Origin of the sequence: Burkholderia sp. BCC1996, assembly GCF_905339955.1 — a bacterium.
Taxonomy (GTDB): Bacteria; Pseudomonadota; Gammaproteobacteria; order Burkholderiales; family Burkholderiaceae; genus Burkholderia.
The window spans coordinates 256,092-281,089 of the sequence record NZ_CAJPHM010000007.1; the positions used below are offsets into that span (position 1 = coordinate 256,092).

Here is a 24,998-nt window from a genome sequence, read left to right on the forward strand (position 1 = left end):
TGGCTCGGGCAGCCGCGGACATCGATCGATGGTCCGCTTCGCACCGGCCGGGAGAACCAACATGAATGCCGCGATGCTCTGTACCCGCGATGTCGCCGTGTGCTCGGCGCGAGCAACCGTCGTCGAGGCGGCGGCAATGATGCGCGAGGCGCACGCCGGCGATCTGATCGTCGTGCGGGAACAGGAGGGGCACCGCATGCCGGTCGGTGTGGTGACCGATCGCGACATCGTGCTGACGGTGGTCAGCCCCGATGCGGAGGCCGGCTCGCTGTTCGTCGCCGACATCATGTCGGCGCCCGTCGCGACCGCGAACGTCGACGACGACATCTGGCTGCTCGCGAAGCGGATGCGCCAGCACGGCGTCCGTCGATTGCCGGTCGTCGGCGCGGACGGCGACCTGGTCGGCATTGTCTCGCTCGACGATCTGCTGCGCGCGGCCGCCGCGCTGCTCGACGAGTTGCGGCTCGTGGCGGCCCGCCAGCCGTATTTCGAGGAGAAGCAGCGTGGCTGATCCGGTCGGTTTCCGCTTCCGTCGCGCCATGCGTGACGCGGCGGCGGCCCCGATGCCGGTGCGACGCGCCCTTCGGACGCGCGCGACGCCATGACACGCGACCGGCGCGGCGGCCCGCGCACCCGGGTGCGCCAGTGGCCAGGCGCAATCTGCGACCATCCGGTGCGCGCAGGGGGCGTGGCGGGCATGACAGCGCCGGAATGCCGGCGCGTGGGTGCCCGGCCGGAGCGTTGCTGACGACGCCGATTCGCGAACACGACCTCTGCCTGCCGCTGTTCGTTTATCGCGCGTCGTATCCCGATGCCGCGAGTGCGGCACGCCGCGGAGCCTGTGAAAGCCGTGTCGCTGACTGCCCGCCGGGCCGGGCCGGGGCGCTCGCGAACGCGTGGCCGGCCGCGTGAGCCGACGCGGCCGCGCTCGCCGGCGCGGTACGGCATCGCCGGAACGGGGGCGGGATGCGCGTGAACGATGGCCGTTGCGCGGGGGACGCGCCGCAATCGTCGCGCCACCCGTTGCAGGGCGGTTGACGCAGGTCAAGCCCGCCGGCCGCCCCACCCGGGAAGATGAACCGCCATCATCGGCGGGAGAGGCGTCGTGGAGCACCATGCTGAGGTATTGCGGGGCGGGCGCTGGACGTTGCCCGTGCCGGGCTGGCGGGATCTCGCCGCGATGCTGATCGTGGTCGGCTTCCTGTTGCTGGCCGGCATCGCGGCGCACCAGATGGCTGGCCCGCTGGTGGTGTCGCATCCCCCGGCCATTTCGCTGTCGCCCGCGGCGCTGCCGGGCTACACGCTGCGCACCGTCGCGCGCATGTTCGCGGCACTGCTTGCGTCGATCGTCTTCACGTTCGCCTATGCGACCGCGGCCGCGCGCAGCCGTCGCGCCGAGCGCGTGTTGATCCCGCTGCTCGACGTGCTGCAGTCGGTGCCGATCCTCGGCTACCTGTCGTTTACGGTGCTGTTCTTCCTGTCGCTGTTTCCGGGGCGGATCCTCGGCGCCGAGTGCGCAGCGATCTTCGCGATCTTCACCAGCCAGGCCTGGAACATGACGTTCAGCTTCTATCAGGCGCTGCGCACGGTGCCGCTCGATCTCGACGAGGCGAGCCGCAGCTTCCGGCTGTCCGCATGGCAGCGTTTCTGGCGCCTCGACGTGCCGTTCGCGATGCCGGGACTCGTCTGGAACGCGATGATGTCGATGTCGGGCGGCTGGTTTTTCGTGGTCGCGTCCGAGGCGATCGCGGTCGGCAACCTGCACGTCGACCTGCCGGGCGTCGGCGCCTACGTCGCGCAGGCGATCGCGAGCCGCGACCTCGCCGCCGTGGGCTGGGCGATCGTCGCGATGAGCGTCGCGATCGTCCTGTACGACCAGTTGCTGTTCAGGCCGCTGGTCGCATGGTCGGAACGGTTCCGCTATGGCGATGCCGCGCCCACGGTCGGGCCGCGCAGCTGGATGCTCGACCTGTTCCACCGATCGCGATGGATCGGCCGTGCGGTCGGCCCGGTCCGGGCGGTGCTGCGTCGGGCGGCGCGCGCGCGGCTGCGCGGGTTCATGCCGGCATGGCGCGGCCGGATCGCGCTGCCGCGACACACGGGCGACGTGCTCTGGTTCGCGGCGTGCGGCGCGGGATGCGCGTATGCGGTGTTCGAACTGTTCCGGCTCGGACGCGCGACGCTGACCTGGACGGACCTGCGCGCCGTCGCAAGCGAAGGCGGGCTCACGTTCGTCCGCGTGACCGTGCTGGTCACCCTCGCGTCGGCGATCTGGGTGCCGATCGGCATCGCGATCGGCCTCCGCCCGGGCGTGGCCGCCCGCATCCAGCCGGTCACGCAGTTCCTCGCCGCGTTTCCGGCCAACCTGCTGTTTCCGGTCGCGGTGTTCGCGATCGTGCGCCTGCGGCTCGAACCCGACATCTGGCTGTGCCCGCTGATGATATTGGGCGCGCAATGGTACGTCCTGTTCAACGTGATCGCCGGTGCGAGCGCGTTCCCGGCCGACCTGCGCGAAGCGGCCGCCTGCTTCCGGGTGCGGCCGCCGACCTGGTGGCGTCACGTCATGCTGCCGGGCGTCCTGCCGTACTTCGTGACCGGCGCGATTACCGCGTCGGGCGGCGCATGGAACGCGAGCATCGTCGCCGAAGCGGTGAGCTGGGGCGGCACACGCCTGGATGCCGGCGGACTCGGCGCCTATATCGCGCGGATGACCGACGCCGGCGACTATCCGCGCATCGCGCTCGGCGTCGCCGTGATGTCGTTGCTCGTGATCGCGACCAATCGGCTCGTGTGGCGCCCGATGTACGCGTTCGCGGAGCGCCGCACGCGGCTCGACTGAGCCCTCGACCGATCCTTTACTCACGGGAGATCCGTGTGCCGAACCTTAGCGAATACACGGAAGGGAACGTCGCCGGCGCGGCTGCGTCGCCTCCGGACCCGGCGGCGGTCGTGCTGGAGATGCGGGCCGTATGCAAATCGTTCACGAAGCCGTCCGGCGAACCGCTGCACGTGCTGGCCGATATCGATCTCGCGCTGCACGAAGGCGAGATCCTGGGGCTGCTGGGCCGCTCCGGCTCGGGCAAGTCCACACTGCTGAGGATCGCCGGCGGGCTCGTCAAGCCCTCGTCCGGCACGGTCGCGTATCGCGGTGCGCCGCTCGCCGGCCCGACCGACGGCATCGCGGTGGTGTTCCAGACCTTTGCGCTGTACCCGTGGCTGACCGTCATCGAAAACGTCGAGCTCGGCCTCGACGCGCTGGGCCTCGCGCCGGGCGACGCACGCGCACGCGCGGCCGCCGCGATCGAACTGATCGGGCTCGACGGGTTCGAATCGGCGTTTCCCCGCGAACTGTCGGGCGGCATGCGCCAGCGGGTCGGTTTCGCCCGCGCGCTCGTCAGCGAGCCCGCGCTGATGTTGATGGACGAACCGTTCTCGGCGCTCGACGTGCTGACCGCGGAAACGCTGCGCACGGATTTTCTCGACCTGTGGGACGCGCACCAGCTGTCGACCCGGTCGGTGCTGATGGTGACGCACAACATCGAGGAAGCCGTGCTCATGTGCGATCGCATCCTGGTGCTCGGCGCCGGTCCGGCGCGCATCGAGGCCACGCTGAACGTGCCGCTGCCGCGTCCGCGCAGTCGGCACGATCCGGCCGTTCAGGCGATCGCCGGCAAGATCTATGCGACGCTGACGGCACGCATCACCGACGCGACGGCAGGCCGGGAAGCGGCGGGCAGCGCGCTGGCCATGAAGCTGCCCGACGTGTCGAGCCATCATCTCGCCGGATTCGTCGACACGCTCGCGGCCGCGCCGTACGAGGGGCATGCAGAGCTCGGCACGATCGCATCGGCGCTCGCGCTCCGGGTTGACGCGTTGTATTCGACGGCGGCCGCGCTCCATCTGCTCGCGTTTGCCGAATGGCACGACCGGAGCATCCGGCTGAGTGCCGCGGGTCACGTGTTCGCGCAAAGCGACGACAACGCCCGGCGGCGTCTGTTTCGCGAGCATGTCGTCCGGTTCGTGCCGCTCGCCGGGCATATCGACGAAGTGCTGGGCGAACGCGAGGGGCATCGCGCGCCGCGCGAGCGTTTCGAGCTCGAACTGGAGGATCATCTCGATCCGCGCAGCGCCGACCAGGCGCTGAGGGTCGTGATCGACTGGGGCCGCTACGCGGGACTGTTCGACTACGACGACCATACCCGCACGTTCGGCCGCTGACCGCTCGGGCCGCGGGTCGGTCGCGTGCTTGGGCGGCATCAGGCGTCGCGCGCGGGGCGTGCGACGCTGGACGAACCGTCGACGCGACCGCGTCGATCCGGCAGGCAAGCTCCGCACCTCGGCGTCGATGTCCGTTCATGGGAGGACCGACCATGAACTGGCTTTCGGAATACTCCGCCCGGCGCACGAGCCGGGCCGCGTGCCGCAGGGATTCGCGCCGCGTGCCTACGCGTGCAGCGCGGCGAGCAACGGCGCCCAGAACGCGCCGCTTTCATACGCCGCGGTATCGCAATCGGTGTCGAAACGAATCGCGATCGCTGCTTCGGCTTCGGTCAGCGGATCGGCATGCTCGATCTGCCGGGCCAGCACGGCGGCATCGGCATCGGAGGCATCGCGTCCGCGTGCCGCCCGGGCAGCGACACGCGCGGCGAGCGTTGCCCGGCTCGCGGTGAAATCGAGCATCGCGACGCGCACGCCGAGCCGTGCGGCGAGCGCGATGAACGCCGCCCGGTTGCGCCGGCGCAGGAACGTCGCATCGACGATCGCCGTGCAGCCGCTGTCGATGACCACGCGAGCCTCCGAAAGCAGTCGGTCGTAGATCTCGTCGATCGCCGTATCCGAATAGGCAACGGCGGGCAGGCGGGTGCCGGCCGATGCCCCGGCCAGGCGCTTGCGCTCGACGTCGCTGGACAGCCGGATGGCGCCGAGCCGCTCGGCCAGCGCACGGCTCGCCAGCGACTTGCCCGAACCGGAAACCCCGTGACACAGGAGCAACGCCGGCTGTGCAACGCGTCGTGCGTCGGCCATCGCCGACGCAATGCGCAGATAGCGGGCGCGTGCCGCTGCGTCGCCGCGCAGCCGGGCGGTCAGCGCGCGCACCAGCGCACGGTAGACGAAGTAGCACGGCAGCACGCCGAGTGCAGCATGGTCGCCCGTCCGCGCCAGCCAGCCGGAAAGGAGGCGGTGGGCGCAATCCTCGCGTCCGTGGGCGGAGAAATCCATCAGCGCGAACGCGAGATCGCTCGCCACGTCGATCCAGCGCAGCGCGTCGTCGAATTCGACGCAGTCGAACATCAGGATCCGGTTCCGCCAGCGCACGATGTTCTCGAGATGCAGGTCCCCGTGACATGCGCGCACGAAACCGAGCGCATGCCGATCGGCGAGCCGCGGTGCGATGCGGGTCAGTTCGGCTTCGTACCAGGCGTGCAGCACGGCTTCGTCAGGCACCGCGACGTCGAGCGTGTCGAGCAAGGGCCGGCACTGGGCCGCGACGCTCGCCGCGCTGCCGGGATGGCCGCGCGGCGCACGGCGCGACGCGTGCAGATGATGGCGGGCCAGCGTATCCGCGAGGGCCTCCGCATCCGCCAGACCGTCGTCGCGCGATGCGCTGCGAACCGACAGCATCGCCTGCGCGTCGAACCGGCGCATGCGCACCACGTACTCGCCCGGCGCCGTCCGTTGCCGGCGCCCGCCGGTCGGCACCGGTGCACCGAACGCGCACCGCCGGCCATGCGTGACGAGCGGCCAGACGCCCAGGTACAGCGGGCCGGCGAACGGGCGGTTGAGCGTGCACTCCGCGAGCGCGCAGCGGCGCCGCCGCGCCGGCTGCACGAGATCCACGAAGTCGAAGCGCACCGGCTTGATGCGCTTGTACGCGTAGCGCCCGGCCAGATAAACGACGGACAGATGGGTTTCGATCCGCTCGATCCGGCCGGCGGGATGGGGATAGGTATCTGGCCGGCTCAACGCGCGATCGAATTGTCTCGACTTTCGTCGTGCGTTTCCGCGGCTCGGCGCGAACGGGACATGTGGCGCTCGGGACATGATGAACGGATCGGTTATACGGGGCGCGCGTACGCGTTGCCGCGCCCGGCGGGTTGGATACGAAACGAGTATGCGCGTTCTCGTTCGCCCGATGTCGCCGGATCCGGCCGGCAGGCCCGGAATTGCCGACGCGACGAACCCTATTGCAGCCGACCACGGCGTATCGCGACTTGATGCCGGTCAAGCCGGACGCCCGACAGACGCGCGATCAGACGCTTGACGCAGGTCAACCGCATTCCCCGGGGCGGCAATACAGTCGGTTCGAGCGCCCGCGCAAAGCGGCGCGTGACCGTATGCGGAATTCACGGCCGGACGAGGCATTGACGATGAAACGACGGGCGTTGGCGATGGCTGTGCTGCTCGCGCTGGGCGCATGTGCCGGGGCGGAGCGAACCGGGACCTTCAGGACGATGGAAACACGACTGCTCGAGATGCGTCAGGCCACCTCGCTGCAGTGTTCGACGCCGTCCGAGTGCGACCGTGCGTGGAGCCGCACGCGGCGCTACGTCCAGGATCATTCGTCGACCCGAATCACGCGATTCAGTGCGGACCGGATCGAGACGGCGCAACCGTATGTGGCCGGAGAAGTCTATCTCTGGGCGTCGCGCGCGGAATCGGGTGGCGGCGGCTCGGTGATCCGGCTCAAGGCGATGTGCAAGGGCATGTATGACAGCAACGGCGGCCCGGGATGGCAATACGACGCGTGCGCCAGGAAGATCCTTGAAATCGAGCAAGGCTTTCGGTCGGACGAGAACCCGCCGGGCTAGCGGCGGATGCCGTCGGTCTTCGGCAATGCGGCGCCTCGCCTCCCGGTCGGCCGGACGCCGGCCAACGGCCTACCGCCGACCGCTTCGGCCCGCATGCCGCGACGAGCGCCAGTCGCCACGCGTGCCGGTTTCGCGGCGGCTCCCGACCGTTGACCTTGGTCAACGCCTGCCCGCGGCGAGCGCCGATGATGGAAGCGAAGCCGAACGCCGCCGGCGCGTCCGTTCATCAGCGAGGTTCGCATGTACACGAATATCATGGTTGCCACGGACGGTAGTCCTTCGGCGCATCGCGCGCTCGACGAAGGTCTCAGGATGGCCAGGCTGTGCGGCGCCCGCCTGTTCGCCGTGTTCGTCGTCGACAAGTCCACGCTGTTCGCCTACGGCGGCCGGATGGAGCCGGAAGCCTTGCTCGACGAAATCCGGCGCCACGGCGCCGCGATCCTGCGAGACGCCGACCGGACGATCTCGCGCGCGGCAGTCAACGGCGAGACGGACCTCATCGAGACCGATTTCGGCCAGGACGTCGCGGCGCGCCTGCAGCGCTACGTCGTCGATCGTTCGATCGATCTGGCCGTGGTCGGCACGCACGGTCGGCGCGGGGTCCGGCGGCTGGTGCTCGGCAGCGTCGCCGAACGTTTCCTCCGCGCGTCGAGTTGCCCGGTCCTGCTCGTGCGCGGTGAGGATGCCGCGCCCGCGACGGTCGCGGCGGCCTAGTGTCGCCGTCGGCCAGCGCCTACCTCCCCAGGTGATCATCATGCAGATATCGTTTCCTTCCGAACAGCCGACGTATTGCGGATTCGACCCGGCGTTGAGCTTTCCGGCGCTCGTGGAAGGTCGGCGCGTACGCTGTTCGATCACTGCGGCCGCGCTGGAAGATCACTTCCGCGCGGCGTCGCCTCGCGAGCAGGATCTCGTCGACGCGTTTGCGCGCCATCGTCCCGCCATCGAGCGGGCGGCACGCTGCCTGCTCGAGGAAATCGGCGGCCGGCCGGTCCTGCTTCACAGCGGCTATTTCCGCTTCTGTACGTAACTGGCCGCCGCCCTTGACGCGCGTCAAGCGCGCGCCGGGGCGCGCAGGTACGCTGGACTTCCAAGGATCAATCGTCCCATGCGCGACATGGGGTGTCGCGCCCTCCGATCTTCATTGCGGCCGCTGCTGTCGGGACGAGCGCACCGGCCGCATGTCACCATATGAGGAGTACGAATCATGAGCAACATGACGCGTTACGATCCGTTTTCGATCGAACCCGTATCCGACCTGTTCCAGGGGCTGTTCAGGCCGCTGCGCGGCATGGCGCTGGCGGACCAGCCCGATCTTGCATCGATGAAGATCGACGTCACCGAAAACGACAAGGCGTACACCGTCAATGCGGAACTGCCCGGCGTCGCCAAGGACGATATCGACGTCCAGGTGACGGGCAATACCGTATCGATCCACGCGAAGATCGAGCGCAACAACGAGCAGAAGGAAGGCGAGCGCGTGATCCGGCGCGAGCGCTACAGCGGTGCGATCAGCCGCTCGTTCTCGCTGTCCGGCGATATCGACGATGCGAGCGCGACGGCGACGTATCAGGATGGCGTGCTGTCGCTGACGCTGCCGAAGAAGGCGCCGGTCGGGCAGAAGAAACTCACGATCAGCTGATCGGACGACGGGCAGCGGGCGAGGCAGGCACGCGTCGCCCATCGGCAGGAGCCGACGCGCGGAGCGATCCGCGCGCCGCTTCGCCGCGCTACGACGTGCGGCGCGCGGCATCCGTTGACCTGCATCAGCGATCGAAAGCCGCGCGTGTGCAACGCTGGCTGCGTGCGGCCAACAGGCACGCCGCGGGCTCACAGGAGAGCAGACGATGAAAACCGACAAGCAGTTGAAAGAGGATGTCCAGGACGAACTGGAGTCCGACCCGGCGATCGATTCGACCCGCATCGGCGTCGAGGTGGCCGACCGGATCGTGACGCTTTCCGGGCACCCGCCGAGCTACGCGGAGAAGCTGGCGATCGAGCGCGCGGCGAACCGCGTGGCCGGCGTCAAGGCGCTCGTCGTCGACATGACCGTGCATCTGCCGGACGACGACGTGCGCACCGACGAGGACATCGCGAAAGCGGTGCGTTCGGTGCTGCACTGGACGGTCGGGCTGCATGACGACGCGGTCAAGGTGCAGGTCGAACGCGGCTGGATCACGTTGTCCGGCAAGGTCGACTGGGCGTACCAGAGCCACCTGGCCGTGCGCGCGATCTCGCAGATGCGCAGCGTGACGGGCGTGACCGACCACATCGCGGTACAGGGGACGGTCGGTTCGGCCGACATCGGCGGCAACATCAAGCGCGCGATCATGCGCCATGCGGAGCGCGAGGCGAGGCACATCGCGATCGACGTGCACGACGGCACCGTGCGGCTGTCCGGCAAGGTCGGCTCGTTCTCCGAGCGCAAGGCCGTGCGGGGTGCCGCGTGGTCCGCGCGCGGCGTGCGTGCCGTGATCGACGATCTGGTGGTCGAGTAAGTCCGGCAGGCGCAGGAGCGGTTCGCGGCGATCCGGGAGGGCGGTCGAATGACGCTTTCAGGCGAACTTCACGAAACGGACTGGTCGGTCGCGATCGAGACGGTCGCGGCCGAAACGGGCGCCTTCCGCTGCCGGATCCACGTCACGCTCGAATCGCCGGACGGCAGGTGCGAGCGGACGTTCGCGCACTGCAGGACGCATGCGACCGAGCGCGAAGCCGCGATCGACGCGCTGCGAGCCGGGATGACGTGGATCGAGATGCGCAAGTCGAACACCTTCACGACCTGAACCGGTGAGCGGGGCGGGGCGACGCAGGCGTCGGTCCCGTCGCGCGCTGCGCGAAGCCGCGCGGCGACGCGGGTGTCGCACCGGCGACAGATGCCGAGGCGCCACACCACGCCGTCGCGTATCACTCCACCTTGAGCGCGGAAAGCTGCAGCGCCTGGGCGAAGCGGGCCAGTGTGGCGATCGATCCCGTCACGCTTTCGTAGCGCTCGCGCCCGATCTGCCCGTCGAGTGTCACCAGCATGCCGGCGTCCCGGGCGAGCGCGACGAGTGCCAGCGTGTCGAGCGCGGCCGTGTCGGCCGTGTCGGATGCGGCGGCCCGCATCCCCGAATCGGAACGATAGTCGGCGTGTGACATGACGCTTCTCCTGGTTGTTGTGCGATCGGCGTGCCGGTCGGCCGGTATCCGTGGTTTCAGTATCGTTGCCGCGCGCTCCCGATTCAATCAGCGTGCCCCGAAGTCGAGGTAGGAATCGCACCCGTCTCGTCGGCGGATTCCTACACGGAACGTGGCTTCGAAGACCCGTTGCAGCGTGCCGGCGCGCGTTCGCGACGCCGCGCATACCAGCTGCCTATCGCGTCCCAGATCGCCTCGGCGGATTCGCAATACGTGAACAGTTCCAGGTCGCGGCGGTCGATCATCCCTTCGTCCGCGAGAAACGCCAGGTCGACCGCGCGGCGCCAGTACGCCTCGCCGACGAGGACGACCGGCAGCGGCGCGATCTTGCGCGTCTGCAGCAGGGTCAGCACTTCGAACAGCTCGTCGAACGTGCCGTAGCCGCCGGGGAAGAAGACGGCCGCTTTCGCGCGCTCGAGCAGGTGCAGCTTGCGGATCGCGAAATAGTGGAACCGGAAGCAGAGCGCCCGCGTGATGTACGGATTGGGCGCCTGTTCACGCGGCAGCTCGATATTGAAGCCGATGCTCGGCGCGCCGCGCTCGTACGCCCCTCGGTTGGCGGCCTCCATGATGCCGGGGCCGCCGCCGGTGACGATCGCGAGCCGCGCGGTGCGCGTGCACCGGTCGGCATGGGCGACGATGCGCCCGAACGCGCGCGCGACGCGGTAATACACGCTGTATTCGACGAGCCGGCTGGCGATCGTGACGGCGCGCCGCCGGCTCGGGTCGTACGGACGCTCCGCGAGCAGGCGATTCGCTTCGTCCAGCCGCGCCTTCGCGACCGACGGCGCGACGATGCGCGTGCTGCCGTAGATCACGACCGCATGGCCGATCCGTTCGTTCTGCAGGCGCTCCTCGGCTTTCCAGTAATCGAATTGCAGCCGGATGCCGCGCATGCCGGAACCCCGCAGAAGGGTCGCGTCTGCTTCGGCCGAGACGCGGTTCGGGGATGGGGCGACGCGCCGCGCGCGGCGCGGGATGGCGTTCTTGCCGACGACGGCATCGGGCCTCGCGCGTAGCCGTTTGCCGCGCATCTTGGCGATCGTCGCGGCGGGGGCGGGGCCGCGGCGTGCGTGGCCGCGTGTCATGCCGGCGGGCGCGCGTTTGACGAGGGTCGACATGAACGGAAGCGCCACGCGACGGTCACTGGCTCAACACCCATTGCACGAGCCGATGCGCGTCGTCGCGAGACAGCGGGCCGCCGCGATCGATGGCGGACGGCATCGGCGTGTCGCCCCAGTGCGCACGGCCGCCGACGCGCAGCTTGCGTTCCAGCTGCGCGGCGGCGTGCGGATCGCCGCGGTAGCGCTCGGCGATCTCGTGAAACGACGGCCCGAGGAACGTCTTGTCGGGCGTATGGCAGAACATGCAGTGCTGCGCATTGACGAGTTCGGTCGGCTCGGGCACGGTCGTCTGCGCGGCGGCCGTGCCGGCGAGCGCGGCGAGCGCGCAGAGGGCGGCGCAACGCACGATGTTCATGTTCGGTTCCTCGTCGAGATCAGGTGAAGGAGATCACTTCGTCGAGCGGGCGACGCGGCGAATGCGGCGTATGCGGGCCGCGCCCGACGCGCAGCAGCAACTGCGGCTCGCCGCGCAGCCCGAGCATGTGGCGCAGGTGGGCGCGCAACCCGGCCGTCTCGATCGGCTGGTTCAGGTACGACGCGGTATAACCGGCGCGCGTCGCGACGAGCAGGATCCGCTCGAGCGCCTGCCCGGCGGCGAGCCACGCGTCGCGATCGTCGCGCACGGTCGCGATGCATACGATCAGCGGCGATGCGCCGACGAGCTGGTGATGCAGCGCGGCCAGCCCGTCGCCGAGATCGAAGGTCCGTACCGCCATCGTCACGACGGGCGCGGCGAAATCCAGCAGCGCCGGCACGCCGGCCGCGAATGCCGGCATGCCGTCGGCGTGCCGGCGCGGATCGATCCAGCTCGCCAGCTCGCGCCGGAAGCGCGGGTCCGCGAACTGCTGGCGGTCGGCCGCGGCAACCAGTTCGGCCACGCGCGCACGGTGCGCGAGCGCGTCGACGCACGCGACGTCGGCGCCTTCCGCGACGCCGGCAGCAATCAGCGCCTGCTGGATCTCGTGCGGCACGGCCGTCGATTCGAACGGCGCGCGCGTCGTGACGCGCTCCGGAATTGCATCGAACAGCGTGCCGAGGGACGCATCGGAATAGCCGTCGTCGCAGACGCGGACGAGCGCCAGCAGATCGGGATCGACTTCGGAAGGAAACGTGCCGATCGTATGGGCGAGCCCGGCGTGATTGAGCGCGACCCGCAGGTTGAGCAACGCCGCGCCGCAGCTGATGATCAACTCGCGATCGAACGGATCGACCACCGGCAACGCGCGCACGCGGTCCGCGCAGACCGATATCGTGGCGCCGTTGACCAGGAAGCGCCACGGCTGGGAATTGTGGCTGGACGGCGCCAGCACCGCGTAGCCCAGCAGCTCCCTCAGCTGCTGGTCGGGATGGGCGCTTGCGGCAAGCGGGGGAACGGATATCATCGATCATCTCCAGGTCGCCGCGCGGGCGGCGTCGTGCCACTTCATCGTGTCAGCAACCGTCCGGCGGCCGTTGACCCACGTCAAGCGCCGGTCATCGCGCCGAACGCACGCGGGGCGGAGCGACTAGCCTTGGATGGCGAAGCGCGCGAAACCGGTCGCGCAGGGAGGCGAGCATGCTTGCGATGATGTTTGACGGCACGACGCCGCATTTGCGCGAAACGCGCGTGCCGGAGCCGTCGCCCGCGGCGGGCCAGCTGCTGATCGACGTCCACGCATGCGGCGTCTGCCGGACCGATCTGCACGTCGTCGACGGCGAGCTCGCGCACCCGAAGCTGCCGCTGATTCCGGGTCACGAAATCGTCGGGACGGTGCGCAGGCTGGGCGAAGGCGCGACGGGCTTCGCCGTCGGCGACCGGGTCGGCGTGCCGTGGCTGGGCTCGACGTGCGGGCATTGCGCATATTGCACGTCCGGCCGCGAGAATCTGTGCGACACCCCCGGATTCACCGGCTATACGATCGACGGCGGCTACGCCGAGTGCGCGCTCGCCGACCATCGCTATTGCGTGCATCTGCCGCAGCGCTACTCCGATCTGGAAGCCGCGCCGCTCCTGTGCGCGGGCCTGATCGGTTATCGCACCCTGCGGATGGCGGGCGACGCGCGCCGCATCGGCATCTACGGCTTCGGTGCGGCGGCCCATCTCGTCGCGCAGGTCGCGCATTGCGAAGGACGCAAGGTGTTCGCGCTGACGAAGCCCGGCGACACGGCCGCGCAGCAGCTCGCGCTGTCGCTGGGTGCGGCGTGGGCCGGCGGCAGCGACGAAGCGCCGCCGGAGCCGCTCGATGCCGCGCTGATCTTCGCGCCGGTGGGGGCGCTGGTGCCGGCCGCGCTGCGCGCGCTCGACAAGGGCGGGATCGTCGTGTGCGGCGGCATTCACATGAGCGACATCCCGGGCTTTCCGTACGCGTGGCTGTGGGGCGAGCGCCGCATCGCGTCGGTGGCCAACCTGACACGCGCGGATGCGGTCGAATTCATGCGGATCGCGGCCGCGATGCCGCTGCGGGTCGAGGCGGTGCGCTATGCGCTGACCGACGCGAACCGCGCACTCGACGACCTGCGCGGCGGCCGCGTATCGGGCGCCGCCGTGCTGGGCATGCGCGGTTGAGCTGCTCGACGGCGCCGCGGCGCGCTCAGATCTGCTGCAGGCCTTCCGAATCGACGATCCGGATCTGCTTGCCTTGCGCCGCGACGAGCCCCTTGTGCTGGAACTTCGACAGCATGCGGCTGACGGTTTCGAGCTTCATGCCGAGATATTCGCCGATCTCGTCGCGCGTCATCCGCAGCACGAATTCCGCGGCCGAGTAGCCGCGCGCCTTGAAGCGCGCGGACAGATTCAGCAGGAACGCGGCCACCCGCTGTTCGGCGCTCATCGTGCCGAGCAGCAGCATCTGCGAGGATTCGCGCACGATCTCGCCGCCCATCATCTGGTACACGTGGTGCTGCATCGGCCGCACTTCGCGGCACATCTGCTCGAGCTGGCCGAACGGGATGATGCAGACCGTGCTGTCCTCGAGCGCGATCGCGTCGCCGTTGTGGTGCCCGGTGTACACGCCGTCGAGCCCGAGCGACTCGCCGACGATCTGGAAGCCGGTGATCTGCTCGTCGCCGTCGCGATGCATCACGATGGTCTTGAACGACCCGGTTCTCACTGCGTAGATGCTGTTGAACGCATCGCCCGCGCGAAACAGCGTTTCGCCGCGCTTGACGTGGCGCGTCGTGCAGATCATTGCGTCGACGCGCGCGAAATCGTCGGGCGACAGATCGGACGGCATGCAGACGGTACGCAATGCGCACGTCGAACAGCGGGACGCGGCGCGCTTGGGTTGATCTGCCGCTTCGACGCGATGCAGCGGGATGAACGGGCGCATCGGCATGGTCGTCGTGGCTTCGGCACTGCTCTGCATGATCGGCTCCAGTTCGGGGACAGCGGCGGGCCGCCGTCGGGCGGGGTCGCGCTGGCCGTTGTACCGGCGGCTTTGGTCTCTGCCGCCTTCTTCTCGGAAAAGCCCCGCCGGACGCGCCGGGAGACCGATACGCCGGTCTCGACGATGATGCGGCCGTTGCTCCGGGAGGCACGTTTGCTCGTTTTTACTGATGCCAGTATGGATGTTGCGCGGCGTCAAGAAAATCAGCCGGAATTGAAGTTGCGGTAGGTGAGACGGAAGTCTTGTAGGACGTTTCCTACAGGGGTGCGGCAACTTGTCGCGAGCGTCGCGGCGGGGTGCCGGCCGCCGATGAACGGTGCGGCGCCGCCCCGGCCGCCGTCACCGATGCCGTCGGGACATCCTGACGGGGCGCGACCGCGCCCGATGCCGCCGTCAGAGCTCGTCCGGGTCCTCGAACAGCTTGTGGCGCATCGCGTAGCGTACGAGTGCCGTGTCGTTCGGCATCTGCATCTTCTCGAGGATCCGCGTCTTGTACGTGCTGACGGTCTTGACGCTGACGCACAGCGCCTGCGCGATTTCGGAAATCGACTCGCCGGTGGTGACGCGCCGGAACACGTCGAACTCGCGGTCGGACAGGCGCTGGTGCGGCAGGAGATCGGTCGGCTCGTTCAGGCTCTGCGCGAACTGCTCGGCCATGGTCAGGCTGACGTAGACGCCGCCGGCCGCGATCTTGGTCAAAGCGGCAACCAGTTCGGCGCTGGCGCTTTCCTTGGTCATGTAGCCCGAGGCGCCCGCGCGGAATGCCCGCACCGCGTACTGCTGCTCGGCATGCATCGTCAGCACGAGGACATGCAATCCCGGCTTCTCGTCCTTGATCTGCTTGATGAGTTCGACGCCGTTGCGGCCGGGCATCGACAGGTCGAGCACCAGCACGTCGGCATCGGTGCCGCGCATGAGCGCGATCGTCGACGCGCTGTCCTGCGCTTCCCCGACGACCTCGAAACCGCTCGCGCTCTGCAGGATGTGCCGCAGGCCGTCCCTGACGAGCGCGTGGTCGTCGGCAATGAGTACCCTGATCATGAAGGCACTTCTCCTTGCTGGATGGCGTGCAGCGGCAACGCCACGGTGATCGTGAAACCCGCGCCCGGCCGGTTGTCGATCGTCACCGTCCCGTCGAGCATGTGCGCGCGCTCGCGGATCCCGATCAGGCCGAACGACGGGCGGTCCTGCCCGTTGCGGGCGGGCTCCGGCGCGCCGTGACCGTTGTCCGCGATGCGCAGCATGCAATAACCGTCTTCCACTTTCAATGCCAGTTTCACGTTCGTCGCGTCCGAGTGCCGCGCGACGTTGGTCAGCGCCTCCTGCACGATGCGGAACAGCGTCGTCGCACCGGCGCCGGTGAACGCGGTATCGACGGGGGCGATGTCCCGCTCGACCGTGATCCGGTAGCGGCGCGTGAAATCGTTTGCAAGCCATTCGATCGCCGGAACGAGACCCAGGTCGTCGAGCATCACCGGCCGCAGATCGGCCGCGATGCGCCGGACCGACGCAACGGTCGAATCGATCAGGCGGTGCATGCCGTTCAGTTGCTCGCGCACGCCGGTATTGGGAGCGACGATGCCCGCGAGCCCCAGCTCGACGGCCGACAGATCCATCTTGAGCGCGGTGAGTTGCTGGCCGAGGTCGTCGTGCAGTTCGCGCGCGATCCGCGTTTTCTCTTCCTCCCGCACGTTCTGCAGGTTGGCGGACAGCTCGCGCAGTTCCTCGCGCGACCGCTTGAGCGCATTTTCCGCACGCACCCGCTCGGTCACGTCGCGCAGCATGACCGTGTACAGCTTGCCGGTGCCGTCGCGAATCTGCGAGATCGACGCCTCGATCGGAAACTCGGTGCCGTCGGCGCGCAAGCCGAACAGCACGCGTTGCCGCCCCATCTGGCGCTCCGACACGCCCGTCACGCCGAACTGCTCGACGTGTCGCGCATGCGCGGCGCGAAAGCGCTCGGGGATGAAGCGGGACAGCGGCGCGCCGATCGCCTCCATCGCGCTGACGCCGAACACGTGTTCGGCGGCCGGGTTGAAGATCACGATCGTCTGACGCTCGTCGACGGTGATGACGGCCTCCATCGACGACCGGATGATGCCCATCATCCGCGCCTCGGTGGGTTGGCTGTCGCCGGCGGGGGCCGGCGCGCGTTTCGCGACGACCTGCCGCACGAGCGCGGCCAGCGTCAGCGAGAGCACAGTGCCGGCCAGCAGGACGGCCGTCGTCGGACCGGACGTGTCGGCGCGCGGCGCGCAGTAGCGCAGCGCGAGCGGCGTGCCGCCGAACGTGACGGAATCGGTTCGCCGGAACATGTCGCCGGCGGCGCTCGAGTCGCCGGCGCCGAAGCCGCCCGCATACACCGGCGCGGCCGGATTGTCGGCCATGATTTCCACGCGCAGCCGATCGAGTACGGATGAATCGACGAGACGAGCCGGATTCAGCGCGGCATAAACGTATCCGGTCGCCGTGGCGTGCCGCGTCCCGGACGAAGCGAGGTCTTCAGCGTTCGCATAAATCGGCAGGTACAGCGTCAGCTCCGTCCGCGCGAGCGCGGCATCGGTGGCGTCCTGGATCGCGTTCGCGGCGAGCGCGACCTTGCCGGTTTCCGCCGCGCGCTGCAGCGCCTGCCGCGTCGCCTGATCGTCTTCCGCCGCGCTCGGCTCGATTCTTCCGAGGCTGCGGACCGGCGACTGCAATTCGTCCAGATTCAGGCTCGCGAGATAGCGGCGCCACGCCGCTCCGGATTGCGGCGCGGGCAGGGTCGACGCGAAGCCGCGCGCGCCGCGCAATACGGCAGCCGCACCGAGGAGGCTGCGCCGGAGGTCGGCCGTCGCGAGTGTCGCGGTTTGCGCGAACCTCGCCTGGGCGGCGTGCTGCGCCCCGTTCTGCAGTACGCGGGATGCCGCGAACGTTGCAGCCAGGCCAAGCGCCAGCGTCAGCAGCGCGGCCGCGGCTGCATATCGGGCGGGCCGAATCCGGTGCGAAGCCGGTCCGGCCTGGAGGGGAGGCGCATTCACTGTCATTGCCGTTCATCCTGGCGGATTTCGTCGACGGCTGGCTGGCGGCGGGCCGGACGCGGGGCACGAAAGGCGGGGCAGGCCGCAACTGCGATATCGCCCTGAATTGTGCGCGTTTTGCCGACGTTCGCCAATCGGGACCGACGCGCAAGGGGGCGGCGCCGCGCGTGTTTGACCCGCGTCAACGGAGCGTCGCCTGCGAGGATCAGACTGGCTTCACGAACCGGTCGACCCCTGACGACAACTGGGAGGCGTCATGTACCAAAGGATCTTTGCGGCACTCGACGCCAGCCGTGGCGCGCGCCTCGCGCTCGACGAGGCGATCTCGCTCGCCCGCGAGTCGGGCGGTCTGGTCATCGCCATGTGCGTGGTGTCGGATGCGCCGCGGCTGGCCGACCAGCGCGACCTGGCCGGGCTGGACACGAACGAGGCCGCGGTCGCGGTCTCGGACGCGGAAACGGCGTTCCGGCTGTCCGGCGTACGCGGCATCGCGCACACGATCGACGCGCGCGGAGAGAACGTATCGGACGTGCTGGCGCGTGCCGCCGCCGAATGCGACGCGGACCTGATCGTGATGGGCACGCATGGGCGGCGCGGTTTCCGGCGCATGTTCGTCGGCAGCGTCGCCGAATCGCTGGTGCGCATCGCGGACCGGCCGGTGCTGGTCGTACGGGAGGGGCCGGGCGCGTGTGCCGGCATGTTGTGACGGTCGTGACGGGACGAGGGCAGCCGCGCGCGGCTGCCCCGTTTTCGTTCGTTCAGTGAGACAGCAGGACCGGCACCGTCATCGTTTCGAGGATCGTGCGCGTCGCGCCGCCCAGCACGCGTTCATGCATGCGCGCATGGCTGTACAGGCCCATCACCAGCAGATCCGCATGCAGGTCGGTCACCCGGTTCAGCAGCGTCGCGCCCACGCTCACCGGCCGTTCGCGCGGCGTGGTCGAGAACGACGCGCGAATGCCGTGCCGTTCGAGATACGCGGCGACGTCGACGCCCGCCGGCGTCTTGTCCGGATCGGGTTGCCCGCGGGTGACCGTCTCGACGTTGACGAAGCGCGCGCGGGCGAGCAGCGGCAGCGCGTCGGCCAGCGCGCGGGCGGCTTCGCGCCCGCCGTCCCAGCCGATCAGCACGTTCTCGCCGAGCGTGCGCACGTCGCCCGCGTAGGGCACGACGAGCGCCGGGCGTCCGCTGCCCATTACGACGTCCTCGACGAAATGACGTGCGACGTAGGTCAGCCGGTCGTCGGGGTCTTCCTGGCCGAGCACCAGCAGATCGGCATGGCGCGCGTGCAGGACCGCGGCGGCGGTCGCCTCGCCGGCCGGCGCTTGCCACTCGACTTGGTTGTGCCCCGCGCGCTCGGCGGCCGCGAGGAATCGCTCCTCGGCCTCCTTGCGCCGCTGTTCGCACAGGCGTTCGTAGACGGCCAGCTTCAGCGGTTCGTCCGGCCGCCGCAGCGGCTCCAGGAGGTCCTGGCAGACCACGTAGAGGCCGATCAGATGGGCGTTCCAGCGTCGCGCGAGCTGGAGCGCGAGGTCGACGCGCGTCGCACAGCGCTCGCTGTCGTCGAGATGGACGAGCAGGGTCTTGTAGCTCATGACGGCTCCTTTTCGGTTGATGCCGCGGTGGTTTCGGCGGGCGCCTGCCCGGCGCAGCTCGCCGGTATCGTCAGGACCGGGCACGTGGCCTGACGCAGCACGCGCTCGGCCACGCTGCCGAGGAACATGCGCCGGAAACCGCGCCGGCCATGCGTGCCGATCACGACCAGGTCGGCGCCGATCTCGCCGGCGAGACCGACGATCCGGTGCGCAACGTCTTCGCCGGCCGGCGCGACGTTGGAGATCTGCGGCGTGCCGGCCACGTCGCGCGCTTTCATGCGGCGTGCCGCGTCATCCGTGACGCGCAGTCCTTCCTCGCGGAATGCGTCGATCAGGATCGACGGATCGTATCCGTACGTGTCGTAGGCCGGCACCAGGAAGTCGACGACGTAGACCGGGGTCAGCCGCGCACCCGTCTCCGCCGCGAGGTTCAGCGCGGCGTCGAGTGCGCGGGACGACGTATCGCTGCCGTCGAGCGCGACCAGAATGTTCGAGTACATGACGTTTCCCTTCAACGGATGCCGATGGAACCATCATCGGCGCGTATGCGCCGCTCGCGCTGATCTGGATCAAGCGTCGCGATGGGCGCGCAGCACGCGCACCGCGGCGCGCGCCGCGACCCACGCCTCGTTGGTCGGCTCGACGACCACCGCGACCGCACTCGCCGCGCACGACACGACGTGCGCATGATCGGCATTCGCGCGCGCGTCGAGCGCGATGCCGAGCCAGCCGAGCGACGCGCAGATCCGCTCGCGCAACACCGCCGAGTGTTCGCCGATGCCGGCCGTGAAGACCAGCATGTCGAGGCCGCCGAGCAGCGCGGTCAGTGCGCCCGTCTCGCGCACTATGCGATGGACGTACAGCGCCAGCGCATCGCGGGCGGCTTCGTCCCCGGCCGCCTCGCGCGCGAGCAGCACGCGCGGGTCGCCCGACGCGCCCGACACGCCATTGAGCCCCGATTCGTGATATAGCATGTGTCCCAGCTCGTCGCCGGACAGCTTGCCGGCCTCGAGCAGGTGCAGGACGACACCGGGATCGAGCGTTCCGCAGCGGGTGCTCATCATCAATCCGTCGAGCGCGGAGAAGCCCATGGTCGTCGCGACGCTGCGGCAGTCGCGCAGCGCGCACAGGCTCGCGCCGCTGCCGAGATGGGCGGCGATCACGCGGCCGTGCGCACGGGCGCCGAACGACTCGTCGAGCGCGACGGACAGGTATTCGTACGACAGCCCATGGAATCCGTAGCGGCGCACGCCCTGGTCGAACCACGCATGCGGCAGCGGCAGCAGCTGCTCGACGCGCGGCAGCGTGCGATGAAACGCCGTGTCGAACACGGCGATCTGCGGGACGTCCGGAAACGCGTCGCGCAGCACGTCGATCGCATCGAGGCTGTGCGGCTGATGCAGCGGCGCGAGCGGCGTCAGCGTGCGCAGCGCGTCCAGCACGTCGTCGTCGACGACCGTCGGCTCCACGTAGCGTGCGCCGCCGTGCACGACGCGATGCGCGATCGCGCCCAGCGTGACGTGCGGCAACTTCACGCGGATCCACGCCGCGATCCGCGCGAGCACGGCGCGGTAGGGATCGTCCGCCGTGCCGAGCGGCAGCGAACCGTCCGGCTCGGCGTCGAAGCGGATCGACACGCTGTTGCCGGCCGCGACCGCTTCGCCCTCGTGCAGCGGCCGCCGCGCGGGGTCGCCGTGCGGCGGGCAGGCAAAGAGCGCGAACTTCACGCTCGACGAACCGGCATTGACGACGAGCAGGGCGAGCGTACGCATCGGCCGGCTCAGTGCGACATCAGGACCGGCAGCGTCATCGACGCCAGCACCGTGCGGGTGGCGCCGCCCATCACCAGCTCGCGCCAGCGCGGATGGCCGTAGGCGCCCATCACGAGGAGGTCGGAACCCGTTTCATAAGCACGCGACAGCAACGTATCGCCGACCGCGGGGCCGGCGCCGGCATCGATATCGAGCACGTTCACGTCGCGTGCGTGGCGCGCCAGCATCAGCGCGGCGTCGGCGGCCGGAATGCGCGTGGCCGCCGCTTCCGAAGCGCCGTCGACCACGGCCGCGACCGTCGTGCGCTTCGCGTGTTCGAGAAAGGGCAGCGCGTCGTGCGCGGCGCGGGCCGCTTCCCGGCTGCCGTCCCACGCGATGAACACCCGTTCGCCGACCGACGGGAACTCGCCCGCGCACGGCACGAACAGCACCGGGCGGCCGGCGGACAACACGAGGTTCTCCGGAAACTGGTCGTCGATGTAGGTCTCGGGATCGTTCGGGTCGCTCTGGCCCGCGATCACGAGGTCGGCCAGGCGTGCGGCGCGCGGCACGGCCAGGTTCGCGCGCTCGTCGGCTCGCACCCACGCGGCCGGCACTTTCGCGCGGGCCGTCTCGGCGTGGAACAGGCGTTCCAGCGCGGCGAGCCGCTCGTCGCGCTGTTCGCGGCGCTCACGGAAGTAATCGGCGGACCCGGCCATTACGTAGAACGAATGCGGTTCCGGCGTGTAGACCGCGAACAGGCCGGTCAGGTGCGCACCGAAGCGCCGCGCGAGGCGCAATGCGAACTCGAGGCGCGAATGCGCGCGGGCGCTCGTATCGAGGTGCACGAGCATGCTCTTGTAGCTCATCGGAATCGCTCCATCGACGGGGGAACCGCCAGTGCAATCCAGTCTACGGAGCAGGGTTTCCGCGTACTTGACTCAGATCAACGGCTCCCCTGCGCGATGCCCGCACAGTGAAGCGGTCGCGATGCCGATCCCGGGCAGGCGGCACGAGGCGCGATGCCAACCCATTGACCGGATCGAACGAGGGACGCCGATGAGTACGTACGCTTTGACGACACCGAACGACGCTTGCCGCGCGGGCTGCGATCTCGCGCTGCGCATGGTCGCGCTGAATAGCGACTGGCAGCATGAATGGCATGCGCTGGCAGGGCGGCGCATCGAGCGGGACCGCGCCGCGGTTCGCCACCTGCAGCAGGCGCTGGCTGACACGAACGAGTGGCCGGCCTTCGGCGAGGCGACCCGGCAGGTGATGCGCGACTACGCGATCGCGAGCGTCGCGATCTGGCAGGATGCCGCCGAGCTGTGCATGCGTGCGCAATACGAGAACGCCGGCGCATGGCGCACCTGGTTGCGCGAATACGGCGCGGGCGCGATGTCGCGTTATCAGACCGACTGGCTGCCCGACCTGGGGCGACTGGCCGTGGTCAACGAAGCCAGCATGCCGTGGGCCGACTGGATGACGGCGCTGGAGCGCGGGATCGAGGACGCGAGCGACGGGGCGCCAGTTGCCGCCCGCCGCCTGAACGGCACGACCGGCGCGCAGGAGAACGACCATGTGCGCTGACCGGGTCGCGTTCGTCACGGGCGGCATGGGGGGCCTCGGCGCCGCGATCAGCCGTCGCCTGCACGATGCAGGCATGACGGTGGCGGTGTCGCATACGGAGCGCAACGACCACGTCGCGACGTGGCTCACGCACGAACGCGAGGCGGGCCGGACGTTCCACGCGTTCGAGGTCGACGTCGCCGACTACGATTCGTGCCAGCACTGCGCGGCACGCGTGCTGGCCGAGTTCGGGCGCGTCGACGTGCTCGTCAACAACGCCGGCGTCACGCAGGACGCCACCTTCGTGAAGATGACCAAGAGCATGTGGGACGCGGTGCTGCGCACCAACCTCGACGGCATGTTCAACATGACGAAGCCGTTCGTGCCGGGCATGATCGAGGCGGGCTTCGGGCGGATCGTGAACATCGGCTCGGTGAACGGTTCGCGCGGCGCATACGGGCAGGCGAACTACGCGGCCGCGAAGGCCGGCATCCATGGCTTCACGAAGGCGCTGGCGCTCGAGCTCGCGCGCCACGGCGTGACGGTCAACACGGTGGCCCCCGGCTATCTGGCGACCGCGATGCTCGAAACCGTGCCGAAGGACGTGCTCGACGCGAAGATCCTGCCGCAGATTCCGGTCGGCCGCCTCGGCAATCCCGGCGAGATCGCCGAGCTCGTCGCGTTCCTGTGTTCCGACGCGGGGGCGTTCGCGACCGGCGCGGAATTTGATGTCAACGGCGGCATGCACATGCGATGAACGCATCCGTCATGCGCATGCCGATCGAGCACGAGTCGATGCGGCCAACGGCTACGAACGCACCGGCGTCGAGTTCGGCCGGATGCATGCCGGTCCGGCTGTCGCCCGCCGAACAATGGAACCGCGCCGCGCATGCGAACGTGGCCGCGATGACCTTCGGGCTGTCGCCCGTGTCGCTCGCGCTGGCCACGCTCGACTGGGGCGCGCATCTGGCCGTGTCGCCGGGGAAATGCTTCGAGCTTGCGACGCAGGCGTGGCTGGCTGCCGTGGCACCCGCGGCCAACCCGGAAGGCGAAGGCGAGGGCGAGGCCGACGATGCCGGCGCGGGCGGCCTGGCCGTGCACGCCGGGCAGGCCGATGCGCGCTTCGCCGCGCCCGCGTGGTCCGGATGGCCGTTTCGCGCGTACCGCGACGGCTTCCTGTCGATCCAGCGCTGGTGGCGCGACGCGACGCGCGGCGTGCCGGGCGTCGAACGGCATCACGAGGAACTGGTCGGATTCGTCGCGCGACAGTGGCTCGACGCGTGCTCGCCGGGCAATTTCCTCGCGACCAACCCGGTCGTGCTCGACGCGACGATGCGCAGCGGCGGCGCGAATCTCGCGGCAGGCTGGCGGCACTGGCTGGAAGACGCGCACGCGCTGCTCGAGCGCACGCACGGCACGCGGGCCCGCGATACGCGCGCCTATCTGCCGGGGCGCGACGTGGCGATCACGCCGGGCCGCGTCGTCTGGCGCAACGCGTTGTGCGAGCTGCTGCAATACGACCCGACGACGGCCGACGTGGCGCGCGAGCCGATCCTGATCGTGCCGTCGTGGATCATGAAGTACTACATCCTCGACCTGCAGCCGCGCGATTCGCTGATCCGCTTCCTGGTCGATGCCGGCTACACGGTGTTTGCCGTGTCGTGGTGCAATCCGGGTGCGGAAGCGCGCGAGCTCGGGCTCGACGATTATCTGCGCGACGGGTGCATGGCGGCGCTCGACGCCGCCCGCTCGATCTGCGGCGAAGCGGTCCACGCGGTCGGCTACTGCCTCGGCGGCACGCTGCTGGCGATCGGCGCGGCGGCGCTCGCGCGCGACGGCCGCCAACACGAGGCGTTGCGCTCCGTCACGTTGCTCGCGGCCCAGACCGATTTCAGCGAACCCGGCGAACTCGGCCTCTTCATCGACGCGAGCGAACTGTCCGCGCTCGATGCGCTGATGTGGCGGCAGGGCTACCTGGACGGCGCGCAGATGTCCGCCGCGTTCCAGCTGCTGAACGCGCGCGACCTGATCTGGTCGCGCATGATGAGCGAATACCTGCTCGGCACGCGCACGAAGCCGAACGACCTGATGTCGTGGAACGAGGACACCACGCGCATGCCGTACCGGATGCATACCGAATACCTGACGCGCCTCTTTCTCGACAACGATCTCGCGGCCGGCCGCTACTGCGTCGACGGGCGGCCGGTCGCGCTGTCGGATATCGACGTGCCGACGTTCGTGGTCGGGACCGAGCGCGATCACGTGTCGCCCTGGCGTTCCGTCTACAAGCTCCATCTGCTCACGCACCACGCGCTGACGTTCGTGCTGACCTCCGGCGGCCACAATGCCGGGATCGTGTCCGAACCCGGCCATCCGGGACGCCACTATCGCTGCGCGACGCGCGAGCCCGGCGCGCCTTACCGCAACCGGCGCGACTTCGTGAGCGAAACGCCCGCGCTCGACGGATCGTGGTGGACGTGCTGGCACGACTGGCTGCACGCGCATTCGTCGGGCGAGGTGCCCGCACGCGTGCCGGCCGCCGGCTTCGGCGCGGCGCCCGGCAGCTACGTGCTGGAGACCTGAAT

General features: G+C 69.6%; 26 protein-coding genes. 14 read left to right on the forward strand and 12 right to left on the reverse strand.

The window, feature by feature from the left end; all coding sequences use genetic code 11:
* The first annotated feature begins 61 nt into the window (after nt 1-61).
* From U4Z64_RS12960 to U4Z64_RS12970, 3 genes are all read left to right on the forward strand, one after another.
* On the forward strand, nt 62-511 hold the full coding sequence (locus U4Z64_RS12960) for a CBS domain-containing protein (protein ID WP_321820168.1): 450 nt from the start codon (nt 62-64) through the stop codon (nt 509-511).
* A gap of 594 nt (nt 512-1,105) precedes the next feature.
* Entirely contained in the window at nt 1,106-2,839 is a 1,734-nt protein-coding gene (locus U4Z64_RS12965; protein ID WP_124485873.1) for an ABC transporter permease, read from the forward strand.
* A gap of 119 nt (nt 2,840-2,958) precedes the next feature.
* Entirely contained in the window at nt 2,959-4,218 is a 1,260-nt protein-coding gene (locus tag U4Z64_RS12970) for a nitrate/sulfonate/bicarbonate ABC transporter ATP-binding protein (protein WP_185715738.1), read from the forward strand.
* A gap of 225 nt (nt 4,219-4,443) precedes the next feature.
* On the opposite strand, the gene U4Z64_RS12975 is transcribed toward U4Z64_RS12970, so the two are convergent.
* Nucleotides 4,444-6,042, reverse strand: coding sequence for an AAA family ATPase (locus U4Z64_RS12975; RefSeq protein WP_415750570.1), 1,599 nt, complete (start codon nt 6,040-6,042; stop codon nt 4,444-4,446).
* Between the two features lie 143 nt (nt 6,043-6,185).
* Here U4Z64_RS12975 and U4Z64_RS12980 point away from each other — a divergent pair, with 143 nt between their 5' ends.
* The 6 genes from U4Z64_RS12980 (at nt 6,186) to U4Z64_RS13005 (ending at nt 9,595) form a co-directional block, all read left to right on the forward strand.
* Nucleotides 6,186-6,809 (forward strand): hypothetical protein, encoded by a 624-nt coding sequence (locus U4Z64_RS12980; RefSeq protein WP_260427268.1) that lies wholly within the window; start codon nt 6,186-6,188, stop codon nt 6,807-6,809.
* 240 nt (nt 6,810-7,049) lie between these two features.
* On the forward strand, nt 7,050-7,523 hold the full coding sequence (locus tag U4Z64_RS12985) for a universal stress protein (RefSeq protein ID WP_124485876.1): 474 nt from the start codon (nt 7,050-7,052) through the stop codon (nt 7,521-7,523).
* Between the two features lie 40 nt (nt 7,524-7,563).
* Entirely contained in the window at nt 7,564-7,839 is a 276-nt protein-coding gene (locus U4Z64_RS12990; protein ID WP_044846571.1) for a DUF1488 domain-containing protein, read from the forward strand.
* A gap of 177 nt (nt 7,840-8,016) precedes the next feature.
* Nucleotides 8,017-8,451, forward strand: a complete 435-nt coding sequence (locus tag U4Z64_RS12995) for an Hsp20/alpha crystallin family protein (protein ID WP_044846524.1) — start codon at nt 8,017-8,019, stop codon at nt 8,449-8,451.
* A gap of 205 nt (nt 8,452-8,656) precedes the next feature.
* The gene (locus U4Z64_RS13000; RefSeq protein ID WP_044846525.1) at nt 8,657-9,307 is read left to right on the forward strand and encodes a BON domain-containing protein; all 651 of its coding nucleotides are present in this window, start codon (nt 8,657-8,659) and stop codon (nt 9,305-9,307) included.
* A 48-nt stretch (nt 9,308-9,355) separates the two neighbouring features.
* On the forward strand, nt 9,356-9,595 hold the full coding sequence (locus U4Z64_RS13005) for a hypothetical protein (RefSeq protein WP_321797252.1): 240 nt from the start codon (nt 9,356-9,358) through the stop codon (nt 9,593-9,595).
* A gap of 121 nt (nt 9,596-9,716) precedes the next feature.
* Here U4Z64_RS13005 and U4Z64_RS13010 read toward each other — a convergent pair whose 3' ends face one another.
* From U4Z64_RS13010 to U4Z64_RS13025, 4 genes are all read right to left on the reverse strand, one after another.
* Complete coding sequence (locus tag U4Z64_RS13010) at nt 9,717-9,950, reverse strand: hypothetical protein (RefSeq protein WP_124485878.1); 234 nt, start codon at nt 9,948-9,950, stop codon at nt 9,717-9,719.
* 140 nt (nt 9,951-10,090) lie between these two features.
* Nucleotides 10,091-11,110: an LOG family protein gene (locus tag U4Z64_RS13015; protein ID WP_321820170.1), complete on the reverse strand. Its 1,020-nt coding sequence runs from the start codon at nt 11,108-11,110 to the stop codon at nt 10,091-10,093.
* Between the two features lie 22 nt (nt 11,111-11,132).
* A complete protein-coding gene (locus U4Z64_RS13020) occupies nt 11,133-11,468 on the reverse strand; it encodes a c-type cytochrome (RefSeq protein WP_124485880.1) in 336 nt (111 codons plus the stop codon).
* Nucleotides 11,469-11,487: 19 nt separating this feature from the next.
* The gene (locus U4Z64_RS13025) at nt 11,488-12,495 is read right to left on the reverse strand and encodes an Acg family FMN-binding oxidoreductase (protein ID WP_321820171.1); all 1,008 of its coding nucleotides are present in this window, start codon (nt 12,493-12,495) and stop codon (nt 11,488-11,490) included.
* Between the two features lie 173 nt (nt 12,496-12,668).
* Between U4Z64_RS13025 and U4Z64_RS13030 the strand changes: the two genes are divergently transcribed.
* The gene (locus U4Z64_RS13030; protein ID WP_321820172.1) at nt 12,669-13,658 is read left to right on the forward strand and encodes a zinc-dependent alcohol dehydrogenase family protein; all 990 of its coding nucleotides are present in this window, start codon (nt 12,669-12,671) and stop codon (nt 13,656-13,658) included.
* Nucleotides 13,659-13,683: 25 nt separating this feature from the next.
* Here U4Z64_RS13030 and fnr read toward each other — a convergent pair whose 3' ends face one another.
* The 3 genes from fnr to U4Z64_RS13045 all read right to left on the reverse strand — a co-directional run bounded on the left by fnr (nt 13,684) and on the right by U4Z64_RS13045 (nt 17,504).
* The gene (gene fnr / locus U4Z64_RS13035) at nt 13,684-14,457 is read right to left on the reverse strand and encodes a fumarate/nitrate reduction transcriptional regulator Fnr (protein ID WP_044846528.1); all 774 of its coding nucleotides are present in this window, start codon (nt 14,455-14,457) and stop codon (nt 13,684-13,686) included.
* Nucleotides 14,458-14,871: 414 nt separating this feature from the next.
* The gene (locus tag U4Z64_RS13040) at nt 14,872-15,519 is read right to left on the reverse strand and encodes a response regulator transcription factor (RefSeq protein ID WP_044846529.1); all 648 of its coding nucleotides are present in this window, start codon (nt 15,517-15,519) and stop codon (nt 14,872-14,874) included.
* The gene (locus tag U4Z64_RS13045) at nt 15,516-17,504 is read right to left on the reverse strand and encodes a PAS domain S-box protein (protein WP_321820173.1); all 1,989 of its coding nucleotides are present in this window, start codon (nt 17,502-17,504) and stop codon (nt 15,516-15,518) included. Before U4Z64_RS13045 ends, U4Z64_RS13040 begins: the two co-directional genes overlap by 4 nt.
* A gap of 250 nt (nt 17,505-17,754) precedes the next feature.
* Between U4Z64_RS13045 and U4Z64_RS13050 the strand changes: the two genes are divergently transcribed.
* Nucleotides 17,755-18,204, forward strand: a complete 450-nt coding sequence (locus tag U4Z64_RS13050; RefSeq protein ID WP_044846531.1) for a universal stress protein — start codon at nt 17,755-17,757, stop codon at nt 18,202-18,204.
* A 52-nt stretch (nt 18,205-18,256) separates the two neighbouring features.
* Here the strand turns inward: U4Z64_RS13050 and U4Z64_RS13055 are convergent, their stop codons facing one another.
* The 4 genes from U4Z64_RS13055 to U4Z64_RS13070 form a co-directional block, all read right to left on the reverse strand.
* The gene (locus U4Z64_RS13055; RefSeq protein ID WP_321809690.1) at nt 18,257-19,093 is read right to left on the reverse strand and encodes a universal stress protein; all 837 of its coding nucleotides are present in this window, start codon (nt 19,091-19,093) and stop codon (nt 18,257-18,259) included.
* A complete protein-coding gene (locus U4Z64_RS13060; protein WP_124485885.1) occupies nt 19,090-19,593 on the reverse strand; it encodes a universal stress protein in 504 nt (167 codons plus the stop codon). The genes U4Z64_RS13055 and U4Z64_RS13060 overlap by 4 nt, the downstream gene beginning before the upstream one ends.
* Nucleotides 19,594-19,662: 69 nt before the next feature.
* A complete protein-coding gene (locus U4Z64_RS13065; protein WP_321820174.1) occupies nt 19,663-20,865 on the reverse strand; it encodes an acetate/propionate family kinase in 1,203 nt (400 codons plus the stop codon).
* An 8-nt stretch (nt 20,866-20,873) separates the two neighbouring features.
* Nucleotides 20,874-21,713, reverse strand: coding sequence for a universal stress protein (locus U4Z64_RS13070; protein WP_321809691.1), 840 nt, complete (start codon nt 21,711-21,713; stop codon nt 20,874-20,876).
* 190 nt (nt 21,714-21,903) lie between these two features.
* On the opposite strand from U4Z64_RS13070, the gene U4Z64_RS13075 reads away from it, so the two are divergent.
* The 3 genes from U4Z64_RS13075 to U4Z64_RS13085 are packed head-to-tail and all read left to right on the forward strand — an operon-like array spanning nt 21,904 to nt 24,996.
* Complete coding sequence (locus tag U4Z64_RS13075) at nt 21,904-22,434, forward strand: hypothetical protein (RefSeq protein ID WP_321797227.1); 531 nt, start codon at nt 21,904-21,906, stop codon at nt 22,432-22,434.
* Complete coding sequence (locus U4Z64_RS13080; protein WP_321820175.1) at nt 22,424-23,170, forward strand: beta-ketoacyl-ACP reductase; 747 nt, start codon at nt 22,424-22,426, stop codon at nt 23,168-23,170. Before U4Z64_RS13075 ends, U4Z64_RS13080 begins: the two co-directional genes overlap by 11 nt.
* A complete protein-coding gene (locus tag U4Z64_RS13085; protein WP_321820176.1) occupies nt 23,167-24,996 on the forward strand; it encodes a PHA/PHB synthase family protein in 1,830 nt (609 codons plus the stop codon). The genes U4Z64_RS13080 and U4Z64_RS13085 overlap by 4 nt, the downstream gene beginning before the upstream one ends.
* Nucleotides 24,997-24,998 lie beyond the last annotated feature (2 nt).